We start from the raw sequence: 16,914 nt of genomic DNA, 5'->3' as shown, positions 1-16,914 counted from the left end.
AAATCAGCGCATTGTGGCGTCGTCGTTTTTAATTATTCAAGTATCTCTTTAAGTTCATTAATAAACTTCATTGATTCTTTTTCAATTTGTTCAGTTAAACTTCTTTTGTTATCAAAATTGGGCGCTTCAACAATAGTTTGATCTATAATAGATAAACTGGTATCAATTGATTCAGCCAAATGATATTTATTCCAATCACTATTGTCAAAAAAACTCCAATATTTTTTTCTAATACTTTTGTTTTGCCCTGAAAGGCAAATTGAAAAACACAAAGTTTTGTGATCTAATATAATAACAAATTTAAGTTTTTGCTTTTTTAAATCCTCTGTGGTTATTGAAAAATAGGAATAATCTGCGCTTTCGCGATATAAATTACCTAGCTTAAAGGTTTCATATTCTTTTTGAAAAAATGCTCTTAATTCTTTCATATAGTTTATCAATTGATGATAGTCTAAGTCATTCGTGCATTGCTTGTCTTGTTTTTTGTAAGCAGATAAATTTACAGTATTAGTTTTTTCAAGTTTAACGTTAGTTGTTTTTTCAAGTGGAATACAAATGTCTATTATAAATTTTTGCTCAGGATGGGTTTTGTGATCATTAAGATATATCTCAAAATAGTCGTCATCTCTAAATTCATATTCATTTTCAATGACCCAAATGCACATACTTTTCCATGCTTTTGAAATTTCTTCTCCTTTAATTTCAAAATGCCCAACGGCATAAATACCTTTTTTTAGTTTGTATTGTCTAATTTCTCCTTCTGGGTTAATATTTTCGCTAATTGTCACACAAGTACTGAATCTTATTTTTGAGGTTTGAGTAACATTGGGGTTGTCGTGATAAATAGTTATTGCGTTAAAATTTGAGGTATCTAATACTCCTTTTTGATGTCCCCATTCTATCAATTTTTGAAACATACTACCTATCTTTTCAAAGTCTCCAATATGAGATGTACTTGCAAGTTTTAATTCTGGAAGTTCTTTTATGGTTATTTGCGCATTCATTTTAGTCCATTGTTGAATATTATCAATGGAACAAATGTATTTCTCTGATGAAAAAGGTTCTATACCAATCTTGCTAAGTAATTCTTTTCCGGAAGATTTAAATTTAGTTGGACTAACGCCGTAGTATTTCTTAAATGCTCTTGAAAAGGAATTATCACTATTAAACCCGTACTCATATGCTAATTCTTTTAAAGATGAATTTGACCCAATCAACAAAATAGAAGCAATGCGTTCAATCCGTTTTCTATTAATGAATTCATTTAGTTTTTCGTTTACTATTATAGAGAATACTCGATGAAAATGGTAAGGTGAATAATTGGCTTTCTCAGACAAGTTTTTAAGTGATAAATCTGTATTAAGATTATTTTCTATGAAATCTAAGACGATATTTATTCGTTTGAGGTACTCTCGTCTAGTTTCATTCATTTTATTTTTGGTTTTTCGAATGTTTATTAGGATATATGGTTTACAAAAGTTAAAAATCAGGTGTTTACGCCAAATTAGTTTCTGATCTTGTTGCTTGTTGTTTCTTTTTTAAAAGCCAAATCAACGATTTTGTGGTGTTTGTAAACAGTATCGAACTTTCATAAACGACTGAGGTTCCTAATTTGTTATTTGCAATGTTAGCACCAGTTTCTACTTTTTTTCTTTACGTAAAATCTTCTCCATTTTACGACCTTTTGCCAATTCATCAATCAGCTTTTCCATTTGTCTACATTGTTTATATATTTCAAATTCATCCTCAATTTCCTCAATTCGATAACCACAAACGACACCTTTAATCATATCTGCGTTCTTATGAATTTTAGCTTTTTGAAAGAATGTTCTATAAGTTACTTTTTCATCAATAAGTGCGTCTAGAGTCTCTTGATCATATCCCGTAAACCATTTAATTACTTGATCAAGCTCTTCCTTTGTTCTTCCGTTTTTCTCTAATCTATTTAGATAAAGCGGATAAATGGTCCCAAATACCATATTGGCAACTTTTTCATTCTTTTCGGCTGTAACTTTCATAATGACTAGTGTATTGATAGTGCTAACTTTTACTATATGTATCGTAGCAGGGTAAAACGTTACCCAATTTTTAATTCTTTAGCGCATTGGTTGGCAACTTTTATATTCTACATGCATTACGTCCTTACCAAATATACATGAACCAATTGATTTATCACTTAGCTGCTATGATTACATATGTGTTATTGGGGTGTGGTTTTTATTTCAAAATTGAAGTGGTCTACCTTTTCGCTTTTACCAAAAGTAGATTCGTAAAACTTAACTGCTTGTCGATCCTCTGAGTGTGCTTCAACGAAAATGCATTCAATTCCGTTTTTCATTGAATAATCCTTTATATAATCAATTAATTTTTTTCCTATTCCTTGGTTATGAAGTTCTGTTTTAACCGCTATATCATAAATATATAATTCACTTTTATTAGTATAATATCGTTGCAGTTCATATGCAGTTAGTCCTCCAATAACTTTATCTTTTTTAATTGCTGCAATGGCATAAAAATCGGGTTTTTTCAAGAGTTTCTTCAATTGTCTTTCTGAAGCGACTTTGTTTGGTTCTTCGAAAACCTCATTAAATAGTTTTACAAGTTCTCTGAATTGTTCACTATCATTTTTCTCAATTCTCGAAATTTTCAAACTGTTTCTCATCTATTAGTATTCAATTGTATACAATGTTTCTGTTATGATTAGAACAGGAATTAAAAGTAGTAAACTCTAGATTGGTACTTAATCAAAACTTTTAATTTTGTTTTATTTTTTTCTCTTCTAAAACCCCAATTTTATTTTGGCGGACTTCATTAATATTCACTTACTTTTAAATTTAGCACAAACGCCCTTTGCTTTTTATAAATTGTTGCCTTTAGTGCTTTACACGTATTGTGGTTCTCAAAAAGTTTATTTCTGAGGACATTTCATAAAGTTATTTTCTACGTTTCTGTTTTTAATTTTCGAGTACTACTATTTAGGTAGTTTTTTAAATTTCATGATAGCATTCAAATATCAAGTCCTAATTTTTTTTTGATGTTGTAACCTTTACATACTCTCCTGTATCCTATAGGTAAATAGAGACTTAAATTTAAAAAAATGATTCGCAAAGTAAAAACAGTAGTACTATTATTTCTTATTGTATTAGGTAGTTGTAATGCACAAATAGAAAAGAATTCAGATTTATTTACTGAACTAAAAGCAAGGAGTAGCCCCATATTGATTGACAGAATGATCGATAGTGAAATTAAGGATCTTAGAGTTCTTGCCTTTTATGTATTCAACATAATCATAAACACCTGAATGAGTTAATTTGTACACCCCGTTTACTTTATCATCAACTATTTCGTTATAATAATTAACAAACACTGGATATGGTCCACCTGGGTTTAAGTTTTCAGATTGTTTATCAAATACAAGAGCTATGGGAGCTTTCATTCCTTTATACTTTATTTGTATTGCTTTCCCATCGGTACCATAACTTATCCAAATTATATTGCTTGGATCATTATTATTAGTATAACAGATGTAGTGCTTAACTTCCTTGGTCTGTAGCTTGTCGTGTGTAGCTATATTTTTTAAATTTGAAAGTTTTGAATATACTTTCTCTTCACCATTATTTAATAGTTTTAGATAAACACTTTTACTATCAGTCTCGTTCGAAATTGGGCGTTCTTCTAGAATATACTCCCAATCTTTATTTTTAAAGAAATAAAAATAACAGCCTTCAGAACCTTGCTTTTCTATCTTTCCATTGGTTAGAATGAGATCTGGTTCCTCCGTTATCTTTTTTGATTTGCCCCAAGATTGATAACGGATGGTGTTGTCTGATAGTCTATCTACTTTAACAATATACTTATCGTTTGAGGCATGAATTAAATTATTATCAACTGTAAGTTCTTTTTCGATCAGTTTTAGCGAGGAGACTTCTTTTGTTTCTTCAGATGTATAATAGGCGGTTACGGTCTTGTTATTTAAGGATATTGTATTCCTATCAATGTAGTAGTCAAATACCATATTCGAACCATCTTCCAGTTCAATGGTCACTTGATTCGGGAGGTCGCTTATGGTTTCACTTTCTGCACCTTTAAGAATACCTTTTAATATTTTCCATTCTGGCTTTACCTCTCTAACTTCATCTTTATCTCCGTAGAACCTATGCACCTTAGTGACATTCATATTTAAATAACCTACCATAACGGTTTTTCCGACGAGCTCTGATGGTGTTGGGTCATAAAATATATTATTTTCGGAATTAACATAAATAGTCTCTGTTGTTTCACGATCGATAAAGTGACATGTTATCCCAAACGTTCCTGCATCTGGGCCATCTTCAACTTTTTGAACTATTGCTAACTCTTTAACCTCATCTTTAATAAACTCCAAAATTTCTTTAATAGTCGACCGATCAAAAACGCTATTGCATTGTAGCGTGTCTTGTGGAACTTTGTTTAGCAACTGATTAACGGCATCATATCCTCCTGATCCGGTTTTAGTTCTTTGGAGACACAAAATCTCTGTTTCGTCTAGATAATAAGTTCGTTTTTCTGAAATTTTATCTGACCTATCAACCCAAGAAGAGTTTTGATCCAACTTGAATATGAGTTTATTGTCCCAGAAGTAATAGGAAGATTTATTGCATCCATGATCATTGCAGTTAGCGCTGTAGGCGTATATTATCTTATCACCATTTACTACCCGTTTATACGTGATGGTACCAATTTCAGTTTCATTTACCGATTCTATAACCGAATAGGTTTCGGATTCTATTTTGCTTTCAATTAAAGCATGATTTTCTCTAATAAATTCTATTTGATCTTTAGGTTGAAGAACAGTTTTTGTTGATTCTGAACTTGTCTCCTTAGATCTACATGATATAATAGCAATGGAAGTCAAAATAAAAATAAGATTAAAGTAATTCATGTTGGCCGTTTTAGTTTGTAATTTAGGGTACTATTTGCAATGTTTGGTAATATTAAATATATGTGTCTTAAGAAAGCAAAATGTCACCAAGCCATCAAGATTTTCTGCATATTAGTTGCTAACCTTTGCTTTTGCAAACATTGTGCCATTAGAAAAATACAATAACCATTCGATTGATCCCTTAGGCAATATGAAATACTTTATAGTGTTCTACGACGTATTTATTTTTAATAGTCAATTATACCAAGGTTGTATTTTTCTTTAAGGTAGTTATTTATCAGTTTTAAGCTTACGTTTTTTAATGTAGTGTATTGCTGCAATCATAGCTCCAGTTCCCGCAACTATACTTAGACATAATAAAAATATAGATAGTACATACTCACCCGAGGCTTTCTCAACAGTTTCTTTTGAGAATAAATCTTTTATCCTAATGTTGATTTTGCCTTTTGCTAATTCTTCTTCAACATCTAGAGCAACAACTTCACCAAATTGATACTGGTGATATAGGTAAATAATTCCATTTTGCAAGTCGAAAATGTTTGAATACAAAGTTCTACTAAATACACCCTCTTGATGTACTGAATCCAGAATTGTTTTAAAATAGTCAACAGTTAGGTCATTTTCGTTGATTACTGCTCTCAGCATCTCCTCGGTTTTAGTGTATCTTTCGCATGGATACTCCAAAGCATTTTTAGGGTTTGCTTTATTGTAATTTGTTGATATTAAATATTTTTCATCTTTTTTCTTTCTCGTAAAGGCTAATTCTCCTTTCGTATCAACACTAATAACTACCGCATCCCCATTGGCATCAGCAAAGTTCAATTGATAATTTATACTTCCTGAGTCTGGATACCAATTTTCTCTTTGGTACGTACCTGCAATCTCAATCGCCTCTTCAACAGTAGTTGCTTTTCTTAATATTAACACAGGTGCCCATATCACATAATTCTCATAAGGTGGTTTATAATGTGGTGCTGGTATAAGCTCCGCATATAGGTTTATCCTAGATTCGGGTAGGGCATTAGCATCAAAACAGAGCCCTTTTTCATTAATTCCTCCTTGATGTGAATAGTCCTTAAACCCTAAATATATACAACCGTAATTTTGGTCAGTAGCTGGATCAGTCCACAAATAAGTTTTGGTTTTGTAATAATCCTCATTGTTGCCAAATAAGACTTTATCACCAATCGATGCAGAAAAGATTGTACAAGAACCTGGTACGGGATCAGTCGTATTATTTCTATTTATAATTTGTTGAATCACTATCCCAACAGACGAGAAAACTAGCATACCAATTAATATATAACGTTTGTTTTTCATCTTTTAAAATTATGATCTTGATTTGATGATATTGTTGGTAACATCTCGACTATGGTTATTACGAGAATTAAAAGTAGTAAACTCTCGGTTGAGTACGTCGCCAAAACTTTTTATTTTGGTTTATCTTTTTTGTTTCTAAAGCTAAACCAAAAAGATTCGGCGAATTTAGTCTAAAAGCAATTACTTTTGGGGTAAGCTTCAAAACTCGAATTAATTATAAGCATTGATGGGATGTCGTTATTCTTTGACCGCTACATCTTCTCTTTTTATAATTTGGCCTCCAATCATAATTTTTTCTATAGCATCATATGCTTCAATATCTATTAAAGGGTTTTTAGTCATCATAAGTATATTAGCCTTTTTTCCGATGGCCAATGAACCGAGAGAAGAATCTAAATGAAAAGCTTTGGCATTATTAATCGTAGCAGATGCGAGGATTTTATGTAAAGGAACTTCTGCCTTTTTCATTAATTTAAGTTCCCAATATCCATTATAACCAGGTTGATTCGTATAAATTGGGCCAGATGGCGTATCTGTGCCAAAAAGAATACGACCATTATTGTCAGAAAGATATTTTAACACTAGCATTGCATGAGCTTGTACGTTTCCGTAGATTTTATGCACCTCTTCTGCATTAGATTCACTAAAAAGGTCTTTGGCGAACCATTGTGCTTCTTCTGTTTTATACCATTCAAGTAAATTTTTGGGAACCACTTTTTTTAATGGAGGCTGATTAATAAATTTAGTGTCAACCAAAGCTTCCTCTCCTGCAATGACTGTTAATGTGGGAGTATATCCTATTTGTTTTTGAATTTGTAAATCCAACGTTTCTTTTATTTCTAAAGGAAGAGAGTCCGTTGGTACATCTTTATACTTTTCCCAGTTCCATAGTCCGTGCGCTAAAATATCTACCCCTACGTCAGCCAAAAAAGAATGCCCTGCAAGTGAATTAGCATGAACTGTTAGAACAAGCCCATTTGCATGTGACTCGTTAAGTAATTCATTCATAATATTTTTAGTGGGTAAAGGTAAATTAGACATGCGTCCAAAGCCTGACTCATAATAAGATTTTACAGCAATAGCTCCAGACTTTTTAATACGCTTAACAACTGCTTTGGGTGTATGGTCAGATGGGTTATACTTATCTGGAATATTCTGAGCCTGACTATCCATGTATATGAAATTTGGCTCCATTTCAAATCGAAATTCTTCAGGTGTATAAATCATTGGGTAACCATTTGCAATTGTAGCTCCCGAATATCCAATATGATATAAATCGGGTTTTAATGGTTGTATGTTAAAAGAATTGATTCGTTCATCTGATATACCCCCAAGATTAATGATAGTGGTAAAGCCATAGTATAAATAACTTCTAGGCATTTGGCTATTAAATTCTTTGACTAGTTCAGGGTATTTTTTTATATGATGATCAAGCATTCCTTGCACATCTGCAATATGAACATGACTATCAATTAACCCCGGAATTATAAATTTTCCGGTTGCATCAATCTGATCAAATGTTCCGCTTATACTTGGTTCATTCTTGTCTATATAAACGATTTTATCTTTTTCGATCACTAAATGACCGATATACGGGTTATAATGTCCATCCTCTGTTGAGATTATTGTAGCGTTTGATATGTACAGACCTTGAGTAAGATTCAATGGTTCTTTTTTAAGCGCTTGATTCTTTCTTAAATCCGAACAACTAGACATTAATGCAAGAATTAAAATTATTGTAATAATTGTAGCTTGCTTTTTAAATGATTTAGTCATTATAAAGTGTGTTTTTATCTAGACGAATCTATTTCGACTTTGTTACATTTAATTATATAGGGTGCATCAATTTTCTAATGCAGTCAATGCCAAATATAGGAATAGGAGCAAGGCTAGTAAGCATGAACCCATTGATCTATTTTCTCATTTTTATTTCTTGTTTAATTTATTTTTGTTCATTTTTTCGTAGTGTTACTAATGGTCTCGGCTGTGAGTAGTTGGGTTTTTAATCCCCAAATTTTTTGGTGAAACACCGACCTTTGTTTTATGTTTTTACTTTTGGTTTAGTACTTCCTCCCAGGGGCTTATCGTCATTGTTGTGTGTAGTATTTTCAATTCAGTTTTTCTAAAAGTCCTTTTAATATCTCATCTTCTTCATCTAATAAATGGTCTTTAATTATTATGTCTGGTATTACACCTTCTTGTTTTTTACTCCCATTTACGCGAACAATTTGTCCTTTAGACACTTTTACAGCAATTTTTGTATTTGGTAAAGTATATTGAAATTGAGATGCATATAAAGTTGGAAAATCGCCTGTTTCTTCTCCTACAATTGTCCCAAATTTATAATCTTGAATTTGAGAAGCTGTCACAGCCGACTGCGAATGTGATTGTCTATTGACCAAAACGTACACTTCTCCTTCAAATTGCTTTTGTTTAGGTTGTGGCTGATATTGATCAAACCTATAATGATATATATCGCCATCTTTGTGATATAGAATTTTTCGAAAAAAAGGAGCTGTAGTGTCATTGTTTTTCCTTGTATGCTCTTTGAGAAATTTACTTGTTTTGAGAGTGAATTCTGAATGCCATTTAAAGGGTTTATCTGCAAAATAGGATACTAAGTAATCACTAAAAGAGTCATTACCACCAGCATTATTTCTTAGGTCAATTATAAGATTTTTGCTGTTATTTTTTTTAACTTCTACAAAGGCCGAGTCAATGAATTTTTGATACTTTTGTTCATCTCCAGAAAAGTTCCCAGGATTTAAATAGGCAGATACATCAAAAAACGTTAAATCCATTTTAGAATTCAAGACTTCGGTTCTTTTCATTTCATAATCTTCAATTAGGTTTACCGCTTTTATTGAATATTTTTTGACGGTTTCGTTGAATAAAATTTCAATTTTAAAGTCATCTTGCTTTCCGAATACTTGCCAATATAATCGGGGGAACGAATACATTTCAATTTTTGCGTTTTTAAAGTATGTTCTTTCCGCTGAAACTTGTGGATAAATTTTGGCTAAGATATCTTTCATCAATACTCCGTTAATACTTAGTATTTCTGAACCAATTTTAATGTCAGGATTGTCGGTAAAGTTTTTACGGATTAAATATTTATTATTTTCAAAAGCAATTTCTAAAGGAAATAGGGTCCCGCCACTGTATGCGTAATTTCTGTAAGAAGTTCCTGGAAAGTCTATTTCGGTATGTCCATTATTTGCTGCTGATATTATTTTTTGAAAAATAGTAGTTGCTTGTAATAGAGAAACAGAATCCTTTATAATAGATTTTTTTACATTCTTATAATTCTCTAAAAAAGCTTCTTTTGATGTATATGAGTAAAGATTATAGTGAGCATCTTCTAATGATTTTTTGAGATATTCTAAATCTTCTAAAATTTCATCTTGACCAAACTTACTTTCAGATTGTTGAGCATGAGATGGTTGAAGGAAAAATACAATTAGAAATATTGTTAATAAGAATTGGTTTTTCATTAGTTATTTCGTTTACTTTCTTTTGAGACGAATTCAACCTTAGAATGTTACCATGTATTAATCACCACACTATGTAAACATGTATTGAAAACGCATTTTTATAGTGCAGTAATTAGTTTTTATATCCCGTCGTAAATAGATTCCTTGCGCCTTTTATGCCACATTTTTGATATTTGTTATATGCTTGAGCGGCCCTTTCATCTATTTGTCTACCATTTTCGTTGTTGACCCATCCATCAATTGCTGCTTTTAATGTATAAGCTTCTGGAGCCATTAAATGTGTTGTCCACAAAATAGGATTGGCATTTGCTTTTCTTATTTCGGGAGAGAAATAAAGTCTGCTATAACATGCTAAGATTATGACATCTCTTTTCTTTTTGTTAGTTTCTTTGTAGGTAATATTTACTTTAAAATCCATTAATCCATCATGTCCTACATAGGATATTAAGTCAGAATCTCCTCCGAAATTAAGTTCTAATGTGTTTTCTTTTATTATAAATCCATCTTGTGAGTTTGAAGCTTTTAAAAAATCTTCTACACAGGTTTTTATCTTCTCTCCATCATATGCATCAGCTAATAAGTAAATATCTTTGGTTGAATGCTTAAATAGCAATCTATCTAAGATTATGGGATTCGATGATTTCAATTGTTTTACGAATTTCCAATCTTTAGTTTTTAATTTAAAGAAAGATTTGACTCCATATCCGGCTCCCCAATATAAATTTAATTTAGGATCTTTACCATTCCCAATTTTTTCGGGTACTGGTACGATACCTTGAAATTCATTGTCACATAATGCTACAAAAACATGAATTGTTCTAGTTTCGGCATGACTTTTACTAACTAGGGCCAAAAAGAATAATAGTATTATTAAATTTCTTGTCATACAATTTTTTAGATTAATCATAACGTGTTTGTGTATGGAGCGTAGTGTAAAAAGACACTAACTTTTCGGATTAACACAGAGCCGCATTTTTATATTTTGTTTTAATTTTTTCTCTTTTAATACCCAATCAAAAGATTTGACGACTTTGCAAATAAATGTAGCCCTTTCAATTAGCTCTAAAACGTCCTATGTTTCTTATACATCGTTGTAATACACTTTATTTATTCATCGATACTTTAAAATATCTATTTGTAGTTTCTAAAATTATCAGTCCATCTAAATTTACAATGTTCCTTATAGGATGTGGGAATTTAAACTTTACACTTTTATCTTCTAATTTCAGTTCATAATAGAATAAATTGTTAGAACTCATTCCTATTACAAAATGATTACTTCCTGTAAAATTATAATCTAATGTAACTGAATCAAATTGATTTAGCGGGCTTTTATTGAAATAAGTGGTTTCATATAATTTGTAATTACTTGGTTTACAGCTACTAACGCCTTTTAATTTTGATTTAATAAAAGTACCTTTATATAAATAACTACTATTATCTAAATAGACTTCTTTGTTTTTGAAATGAGCAATAGCGGTATTACTTTTATCTAATTTCGTTATGCATAATAATGTGTCTATAAATTTTTCTTTAAGAACTTTATATCTTTTCTTTTTTAAAAAATAGTCAAGTTCACTTTGATTTTCCTGTAATTTTTTATCCTTTATTTCAGAAGAATATATATTTTCTAAGTTTTCATAACTGACATAGTCTAAAGCGTATTTTTCTAAAAATATTTTTTTATACTCTGGAGGACTATATTTAAAAGCCTTTTCTGTTTTTTCATCAAAACCGTAAATAATACCATCAGAATTAATACTAATTTTATTGTCTATTAGCGGTAATGTTTTTATCAGCGTTTTTGATTTTTTATTATAGATTACAACCTTACTTTCAGGTATTGAATTGTTAGTTAGAAAAAAAACATATTTATCTGTGTCTCTATAGTATTTGGGAATGGGATCAATCTCTTCAAATCTAAAGTCTCCTTTCATATTTGGTTCAAAAACAACCATTTCTGGGTATTTATCTTCTTCTGTTTTGCAAGAAGATAAAAAAATGAATACCGTTAAACAGATATATGTTATTTGATTTATTGGTCTATCTTCTTTAAAACGCATTATTTAGATTTAATAGGTTACAACAGTCAAGTATACGCATAGTGCAAGATTAATAGCACCTTACTTTCGTTTTAGCAATATATTTATTATTATTCAATTCGTTCAAATTAAATGCTTTAAACCGCATTATGCTTATACATTGTTAACGGCTGGCATTGTTTTCTAATCTTTTTAGAGTATCATTTTTATAGGTTTCGCTTATGGGTATTTTACCTTTTCCAATCGTCAATTCTGTACTTGTAAAACTGGTAATATTTGCTAAATTCACAATGTAGGATTTATGTGTCTGAATAAAACTGTCAGGCAATTTTTCTAAAGACTCTTGAATAGTTTCTCTTGCCAATATCTTTTGATCTAAGCAATGGTAATTCATATAGTTTCCGTCTTTTTCTAAATACAATATAGATACACTTTCAAGTCTGAAAGTTTCGAAACCACTTTTAACAAGTATTAATTGATTTTCCCTGTCGATTGCAGTCGATTTTGATGATAAAACCCTGCTTATTGATTTTGTGAACCGCTCAATACTTATTGGTTTAACTAAATAGTCTACAGCTTGCATTTCATAGCTTTCAACGGCATATTCTGAATATGCGGTCGTGAAGATGACTTTTACATTATCGGGCAGTATTTTGGATAATGAAATACCCGAAATATGAGGCATATTGATATCGAGAAGAATTAAGTCAATAGGCTCTTGCGATAAAAACTCAAATGCCTTTAAACCATTTCTAAATGTGGCAACCAATTCAATACTATCAAAATGGTTCAAATAACTTTTTAGAAGTTCTATTGCTTTTGGTTCGTCTTCTACAATTATAACTTTCACTGTATAAATATAATTAATTGGACAATAAATTCATCCCCATTAGAAATTTTCAGTTTATGTTTATCATGATAGATGAGATCTAAACGTTTTTGGGTTGTTTCTATTCCTGTCCCAATGCTGTTCTTGTTCATCATCATCGTTTTGTTTTTTATTTCAAATTGGATAGCATCACCTTTAGATAAATTAAATTGGATATCAATTTTTGAGGTTTTTTCGGGTTCCGTACCATATTTAAAAGCATTTTCAACAAACGGAATGAACAAACCGGGTTCAATTTTCTGCTCGGTATTTTCTCCTTTCACGTTAAATTCAACATTTATTTCGCCTTCTTCAAACCGCAACATTTGTAATTCTATATAATTTTTAAGGAATTCAATTTCCTTTGAAATTGGAATTTTTTCTGCTCTGTTATCTTCAATAACAAATCGCAAAAGATGGGAAAGTTTGTCAATAGCATTTATAAGTTGGGGATTTTCAGAGGTTTTAACCATCGACAATAAATTATTGAGTGCATTAAATAAAAAGTGCGGTTGCAGTTGGTTGCGAAGTAAGCTCAGTTCAGCATGCTTTTTATCAATTATTAATTGCTGATTACGTTGATTATTGTATATCGAGTTTTTTATCAAAGCATAAGCTATAGATAAAGAAAAATAAAAAGTAGAAACACCAAAGGCAATTTGTTTTGGAATTGGTGGCATGTTACTTAAGAATCGAATCTCCGTAACTGCGTATACCAATGCAATTAGAATTACAAACGTTACTAGAGCATACCAAATTAAGTTATTTATGTTGCCTGTTCGATTACTCTTAACTATCAACCAAGAGTTGATGTAAAAGGCAATTAATGAAAATAAGATACAAATTAGCAATTGATACGTCAATCCATTGTTTCTAACAATTTTTACCTTCTCTATGTCATTCACAACCTCTATTTCGTGCGATTGTATAGAAAAGCTGGAAGCTATAAGCCAAGCAGTACACAACCAAAAAAGTGTGTGAATAATAATCTCTGTCCACTTTTTCATAAGTCAAAGTTACGAATAGAAGGGCTTGTGTTAATGAATTTGTGATAAACAATTGATTTAGTGGTACGAAATAGCTACAAAATGCAATATCACTTTTTTCAAATACTTTGTAACATCAATATGGCTACTCGTAACTTTCAGAGAAACGGCATTTTTTCTATTAGTAATCTTGTTGCGACGATCATTATAAACAGGAAAAATGAAAACAAATACATCAAATCATATCAAAGCCTGCAATAGCTTAACCTTTACCACTCAATTGAGAAAGCAGTTTTTTTTAATCATGCTGGTTTTTACAACTTGTATAATGTCTCTAAATGTCCATGGACAGTCACCAAAGTATATTAAAAATACGATTCAAAGCGTTGAAAAAATGTTAGACTCAAAAGATAATGAAGCATTAATCAAATTTATTGAGCAATCAATGGTTAAAAATGGAAATCGTGATAAAACCAAGTTAATTGATTCCCTTAAAGCCATACGTACGGAAATGAGAGGTTTACGCGAGGATATATCCGTTGATACTGAGCCAGAGGGTTTACGCTTGATGATGTCGGCTGGAAAAAAAGAAAAACATTTGATGATCGTAATGAATGACAAAGCCAAAGCAATTTCCCATCTGTATCTTGTTGCGCCTCCTGAGCCTTTAAATGTTACGCTGGAAAACATATCTGAAACGTTCAATCAGCTTGAGAAAGATGGTGCCGCTGGTTTGATTTATGTAAAAATTAATGGTGAAACAATTTTAAGACGTGCCTTTGGTTATGCTAACAAGGAATTAGGAATACCGAATGATATTAATACGATTTTCGGTACAGGTTCCAGATCCATTGACTATACTGTTGCCGCTATTTATTTACTCAATCAAAGAGGGCTTTTAAACACGGATAACATCATCAGTAAATACCTAAAAGACGTTCCAAAAGATAAATCCAAAATAACTATCCAACACTTGTTATCGGGGCAATCAGGGCTGCCTGACTTCTTTGATACAGATGCTGATTGGGATCCAGATTTAGCATGGGTTGATCGCGAAACTGCAGTTAAACGAATGTTATCTCAAGAATTACTTTTTGAGCCAGGGACTGACCGTAAGCATTCTCATGGTGCCTTTGGAATGCTAGCAGCTATTGTTGAAATTGTTTCAGGTTTAACCTACTATGAGTTCCTCAATGACAACTTTTTTAAACCAGCTGGAATGAAGAGAACAGGTGAATACGGTAAAACAAAAGAACTTACAATTAGTGATTTTGCAGTTGGAGGTGGGCCTATGTTTGTTGGACTACCTAATATTCCACCTAACTGGGGACCGACATCATGGCTGGTAAAAGGTAGTGGGGGAATGTATTCTACATTAGATGATTTACTTAAATTCTACAATTTAGTTCGCTCGAATAAAGTTTTAGATGCTAAACATAATCAATGGTTTACAAAATCAGCCTTTAATCTTGATGGTTCGGATCGTGGTTTTGAGTTATTCAGTGCGTATCTTCCATCAAATAGCGAAATCTATTTGTTTTTGAACAATTCAGATCATATCAACTTACGACAGGTTATTCAAGCACTAGAACGCTTAATCGATCCTAATTAAAACAATACAATAGCATTAATTATAAACAACGGGGGTAAAGTCAACTTTTTCTTTTTGTTTCGAACATACTATCCCCAAAAAAATAGAAACAGACCAAATAAGGTTAACATAATTCCACTTCCGATTTCGTTGCTTAGTTTTCTGTGAGTTTCCTAAGTAAAAACAAAATATCGTATTTCTATGACCTAGGATTTAGGAAAAAGGCTTTATATAGGATATGGTGTTGTGCATAGTACTTTTATTCCCATTTCGCGATTAACTCAATTACACCTTTTTTAATTCCGCTATAAAATTTTCCATTTTTAAATTCGGGTATAATTGTTTTATCTATTACTTTTTTGCAAATTTCATCTGTCAAAATTAGTTCGGTTCTAGTTCCTGTTGCAATTCCGATTTGCCGGCAGGGATTGCACATAACAATTGTTAGTCCGTTATTTTTTTTCGCATCACCGACTCCCCAATAATTACTTAAATCAGTAGCATATTTTTGAATATCCGAATAGGGAGAAATGCTATCAATTGTTACAATAACTATTTGTCGTGTTGTTTCGATGTTATAGTTATAAATAATGTCTGATAATTCTTTCCTCTGCGAAGGATTGAAAATACTATCATAATCGTTTAGTATCTGACCTTTAAGTTTTGTTTCTCGGAATTTTTTGAATGTTGAAAAATCAAATTCCGTTGTAGTTTTTTTAATTTCAGTTTCTTGAGTAGTTCCTTTGCAGGAAAACAAATTCAAAGTCAAGAATAGGATTAATACTTTAGTTCCGATTTTCATTTCAGGTATTGCGTATAAAGGCTTCGACTAAGTGGTTATTATAGGAATTAATAAGCGATTAATTTCTGATGAAGCACTTAGCTAAAACTTTTTGTTTTGTTTTTATTTTTCTATTTTTCAAATTCAAACCATTTTTTGAGCATAAATACTTTGTCAATTGTTTTTCCTTTTTTTGTTACTTCAATTTTCAAAAAATCATTTTCGGTTGACACATATTTCAATTTTAAATCATTCATTCCGTTTGTGTCATAAAATGCTCCATATTTACATTTAAACGGATTGTTTTTTACTTCATTCGTGAAAATGGACAAGAGTATCATTTTGGTTGAATTAATATCTTTGTTTTTATAACCAAAAATACGATGGTCTTTTTTCATATTCACTGTCATCCAAATACTTCCGTCTTTATGAATATAAGCTTTGCCCATATATTCGGAATCTATCTCTTCAATAATTTTCACAGAACCGTTACAAGCATCTCCTTCTTCGGTTCCGCTAATCCATATTTTAAGAGTTTCAATTCGTTTGTCGGTTAATTCTTTTAAATAAAAAGCTCTACACGTTGGATGCATTGAACCGTAGATTTTTTCTTGGTAATTTGGATATTTCATTTCCATTTCGGCATCACGAAATTTTATCCATATTCGTTGAGATTTCTTCAGATTCTCAACAAAAATTGTATCTGTTTTATACTCTGATAAAATAGTTTTATAGATTTCATTTAGTTGTTTGTCAGATTCACGAAACTCTGAATATGCTTCTTTATTCATTTCCCCTTGAGTTTGCGAAAAACAAGTTAAATTAATAGTTAGAAATAATATAAAAAGGATTCGATTCATTTTTTTACCTTCAGTTTTTAGTATGTTTCCAGCGGACTTGTGTATGAAACG

14 protein-coding genes are annotated in these 16,914 nt (G+C 31.2%); 1 reads left to right on the top strand and 13 read right to left on the bottom strand.

The window, feature by feature from the left end; all coding sequences use genetic code 11:
* Positions 1 to 32: 32 nt before the first annotated feature.
* The 11 genes from DZ60_RS24405 to DZ60_RS0117360 all read right to left on the bottom strand — a co-directional run bounded on the left by DZ60_RS24405 (position 33) and on the right by DZ60_RS0117360 (position 13,652).
* Complete coding sequence (locus DZ60_RS24405; RefSeq protein ID WP_025743306.1) at positions 33 to 1,430, bottom strand: AraC family transcriptional regulator; 1,398 nt, start codon at positions 1,428 to 1,430, stop codon at positions 33 to 35.
* Between the two features lie 210 nt (positions 1,431 to 1,640).
* Positions 1,641 to 2,018, bottom strand: coding sequence for a DUF2200 family protein (locus DZ60_RS0117405; RefSeq protein WP_025743305.1), 378 nt, complete (start codon positions 2,016 to 2,018; stop codon positions 1,641 to 1,643).
* Positions 2,019 to 2,200: 182 nt separating this feature from the next.
* Positions 2,201 to 2,662: a GNAT family N-acetyltransferase gene (locus DZ60_RS0117400; RefSeq protein ID WP_025743304.1), complete on the bottom strand. Its 462-nt coding sequence runs from the start codon at positions 2,660 to 2,662 to the stop codon at positions 2,201 to 2,203.
* A 531-nt stretch (positions 2,663 to 3,193) separates the two neighbouring features.
* Positions 3,194 to 4,921, bottom strand: coding sequence for a hypothetical protein (locus DZ60_RS24400; RefSeq protein ID WP_025743303.1), 1,728 nt, complete (start codon positions 4,919 to 4,921; stop codon positions 3,194 to 3,196).
* A gap of 270 nt (positions 4,922 to 5,191) precedes the next feature.
* Positions 5,192 to 6,241, bottom strand: a complete 1,050-nt coding sequence (locus DZ60_RS0117390; RefSeq protein WP_025743302.1) for a carcinine hydrolase/isopenicillin-N N-acyltransferase family protein — start codon at positions 6,239 to 6,241, stop codon at positions 5,192 to 5,194.
* A 237-nt stretch (positions 6,242 to 6,478) separates the two neighbouring features.
* Positions 6,479 to 8,017: an amidohydrolase family protein gene (locus tag DZ60_RS0117385; protein ID WP_025743301.1), complete on the bottom strand. Its 1,539-nt coding sequence runs from the start codon at positions 8,015 to 8,017 to the stop codon at positions 6,479 to 6,481.
* 332 nt (positions 8,018 to 8,349) lie between these two features.
* Positions 8,350 to 9,735 (bottom strand): S41 family peptidase, encoded by a 1,386-nt coding sequence (locus DZ60_RS23320; RefSeq protein ID WP_034230028.1) that lies wholly within the window; start codon positions 9,733 to 9,735, stop codon positions 8,350 to 8,352.
* Positions 9,736 to 9,847: 112 nt separating this feature from the next.
* On the bottom strand, positions 9,848 to 10,621 hold the full coding sequence (locus DZ60_RS0117375; protein WP_025743300.1) for a hypothetical protein: 774 nt from the start codon (positions 10,619 to 10,621) through the stop codon (positions 9,848 to 9,850).
* A 217-nt stretch (positions 10,622 to 10,838) separates the two neighbouring features.
* On the bottom strand, positions 10,839 to 11,798 hold the full coding sequence (locus DZ60_RS0117370; protein ID WP_025743299.1) for a hypothetical protein: 960 nt from the start codon (positions 11,796 to 11,798) through the stop codon (positions 10,839 to 10,841).
* Between the two features lie 142 nt (positions 11,799 to 11,940).
* Positions 11,941 to 12,627 (bottom strand): LytR/AlgR family response regulator transcription factor, encoded by a 687-nt coding sequence (locus DZ60_RS0117365; RefSeq protein ID WP_025743298.1) that lies wholly within the window; start codon positions 12,625 to 12,627, stop codon positions 11,941 to 11,943.
* Complete coding sequence (locus DZ60_RS0117360; protein WP_025743297.1) at positions 12,624 to 13,652, bottom strand: sensor histidine kinase; 1,029 nt, start codon at positions 13,650 to 13,652, stop codon at positions 12,624 to 12,626. Before DZ60_RS0117360 ends, DZ60_RS0117365 begins: the two co-directional genes overlap by 4 nt.
* 199 nt (positions 13,653 to 13,851) lie before the next feature.
* Between DZ60_RS0117360 and DZ60_RS0117355 the strand changes: the two genes are divergently transcribed.
* Positions 13,852 to 15,243, top strand: coding sequence for a serine hydrolase domain-containing protein (locus DZ60_RS0117355; RefSeq protein WP_025743296.1), 1,392 nt, complete (start codon positions 13,852 to 13,854; stop codon positions 15,241 to 15,243).
* Positions 15,244 to 15,481: 238 nt separating this feature from the next.
* Here the strand turns inward: DZ60_RS0117355 and DZ60_RS0117350 are convergent, their stop codons facing one another.
* Positions 15,482 to 16,024, bottom strand: coding sequence for a TPM domain-containing protein (locus DZ60_RS0117350; protein WP_025743295.1), 543 nt, complete (start codon positions 16,022 to 16,024; stop codon positions 15,482 to 15,484).
* A 110-nt stretch (positions 16,025 to 16,134) separates the two neighbouring features.
* Positions 16,135 to 16,863: a lysozyme inhibitor LprI family protein gene (locus DZ60_RS24740; protein WP_025743294.1), complete on the bottom strand. Its 729-nt coding sequence runs from the start codon at positions 16,861 to 16,863 to the stop codon at positions 16,135 to 16,137.
* Positions 16,864 to 16,914 lie beyond the last annotated feature (51 nt).

It is taken from the genome of Aquimarina pacifica (assembly GCF_000520955.1).
GTDB lineage: Bacteria > Bacteroidota > Bacteroidia > Flavobacteriales > Flavobacteriaceae > Aquimarina > Aquimarina pacifica.
Note: the sequence above shows the minus strand (reverse complement) of the source record. Positions and strands in the feature narration are given on the sequence as shown.

What these genes read in the sequence shown, in the direction of transcription:
- DZ60_RS0117350 (WP_025743295.1), bottom strand. Translation starts at nt 16,024, where the DNA reads ATGAAAATCGGAACTAAAGTATTAATCCTATTCTTGACTTTGAATTTG.
- DZ60_RS0117360 (WP_025743297.1), bottom strand. Translation starts at nt 13,652, where the DNA reads ATGAAAAAGTGGACAGAGATTATTATTCACACACTTTTTTGGTTGTGT.
- DZ60_RS0117405 (WP_025743305.1), bottom strand. Translation starts at nt 2,018, where the DNA reads ATGAAAGTTACAGCCGAAAAGAATGAAAAAGTTGCCAATATGGTATTT.
- DZ60_RS0117370 (WP_025743299.1), bottom strand. Translation starts at nt 11,798, where the DNA reads ATGCGTTTTAAAGAAGATAGACCAATAAATCAAATAACATATATCTGT.
- DZ60_RS23320 (WP_034230028.1), bottom strand. Translation starts at nt 9,735, where the DNA reads ATGAAAAACCAATTCTTATTAACAATATTTCTAATTGTATTTTTCCTT.
- DZ60_RS0117385 (WP_025743301.1), bottom strand. Translation starts at nt 8,017, where the DNA reads ATGACTAAATCATTTAAAAAGCAAGCTACAATTATTACAATAATTTTA.
- DZ60_RS24400 (WP_025743303.1), bottom strand. Translation starts at nt 4,921, where the DNA reads ATGAATTACTTTAATCTTATTTTTATTTTGACTTCCATTGCTATTATA.
- DZ60_RS0117355 (WP_025743296.1), top strand. Translation starts at nt 13,852, where the DNA reads ATGAAAACAAATACATCAAATCATATCAAAGCCTGCAATAGCTTAACC.
- DZ60_RS0117390 (WP_025743302.1), bottom strand. Translation starts at nt 6,241, where the DNA reads ATGAAAAACAAACGTTATATATTAATTGGTATGCTAGTTTTCTCGTCT.
- DZ60_RS0117400 (WP_025743304.1), bottom strand. Translation starts at nt 2,662, where the DNA reads ATGAGAAACAGTTTGAAAATTTCGAGAATTGAGAAAAATGATAGTGAA.
- DZ60_RS24405 (WP_025743306.1), bottom strand. Translation starts at nt 1,430, where the DNA reads ATGAATGAAACTAGACGAGAGTACCTCAAACGAATAAATATCGTCTTA.
- DZ60_RS24740 (WP_025743294.1), bottom strand. Translation starts at nt 16,863, where the DNA reads ATGAATCGAATCCTTTTTATATTATTTCTAACTATTAATTTAACTTGT.
- DZ60_RS0117375 (WP_025743300.1), bottom strand. Translation starts at nt 10,621, where the DNA reads ATGACAAGAAATTTAATAATACTATTATTCTTTTTGGCCCTAGTTAGT.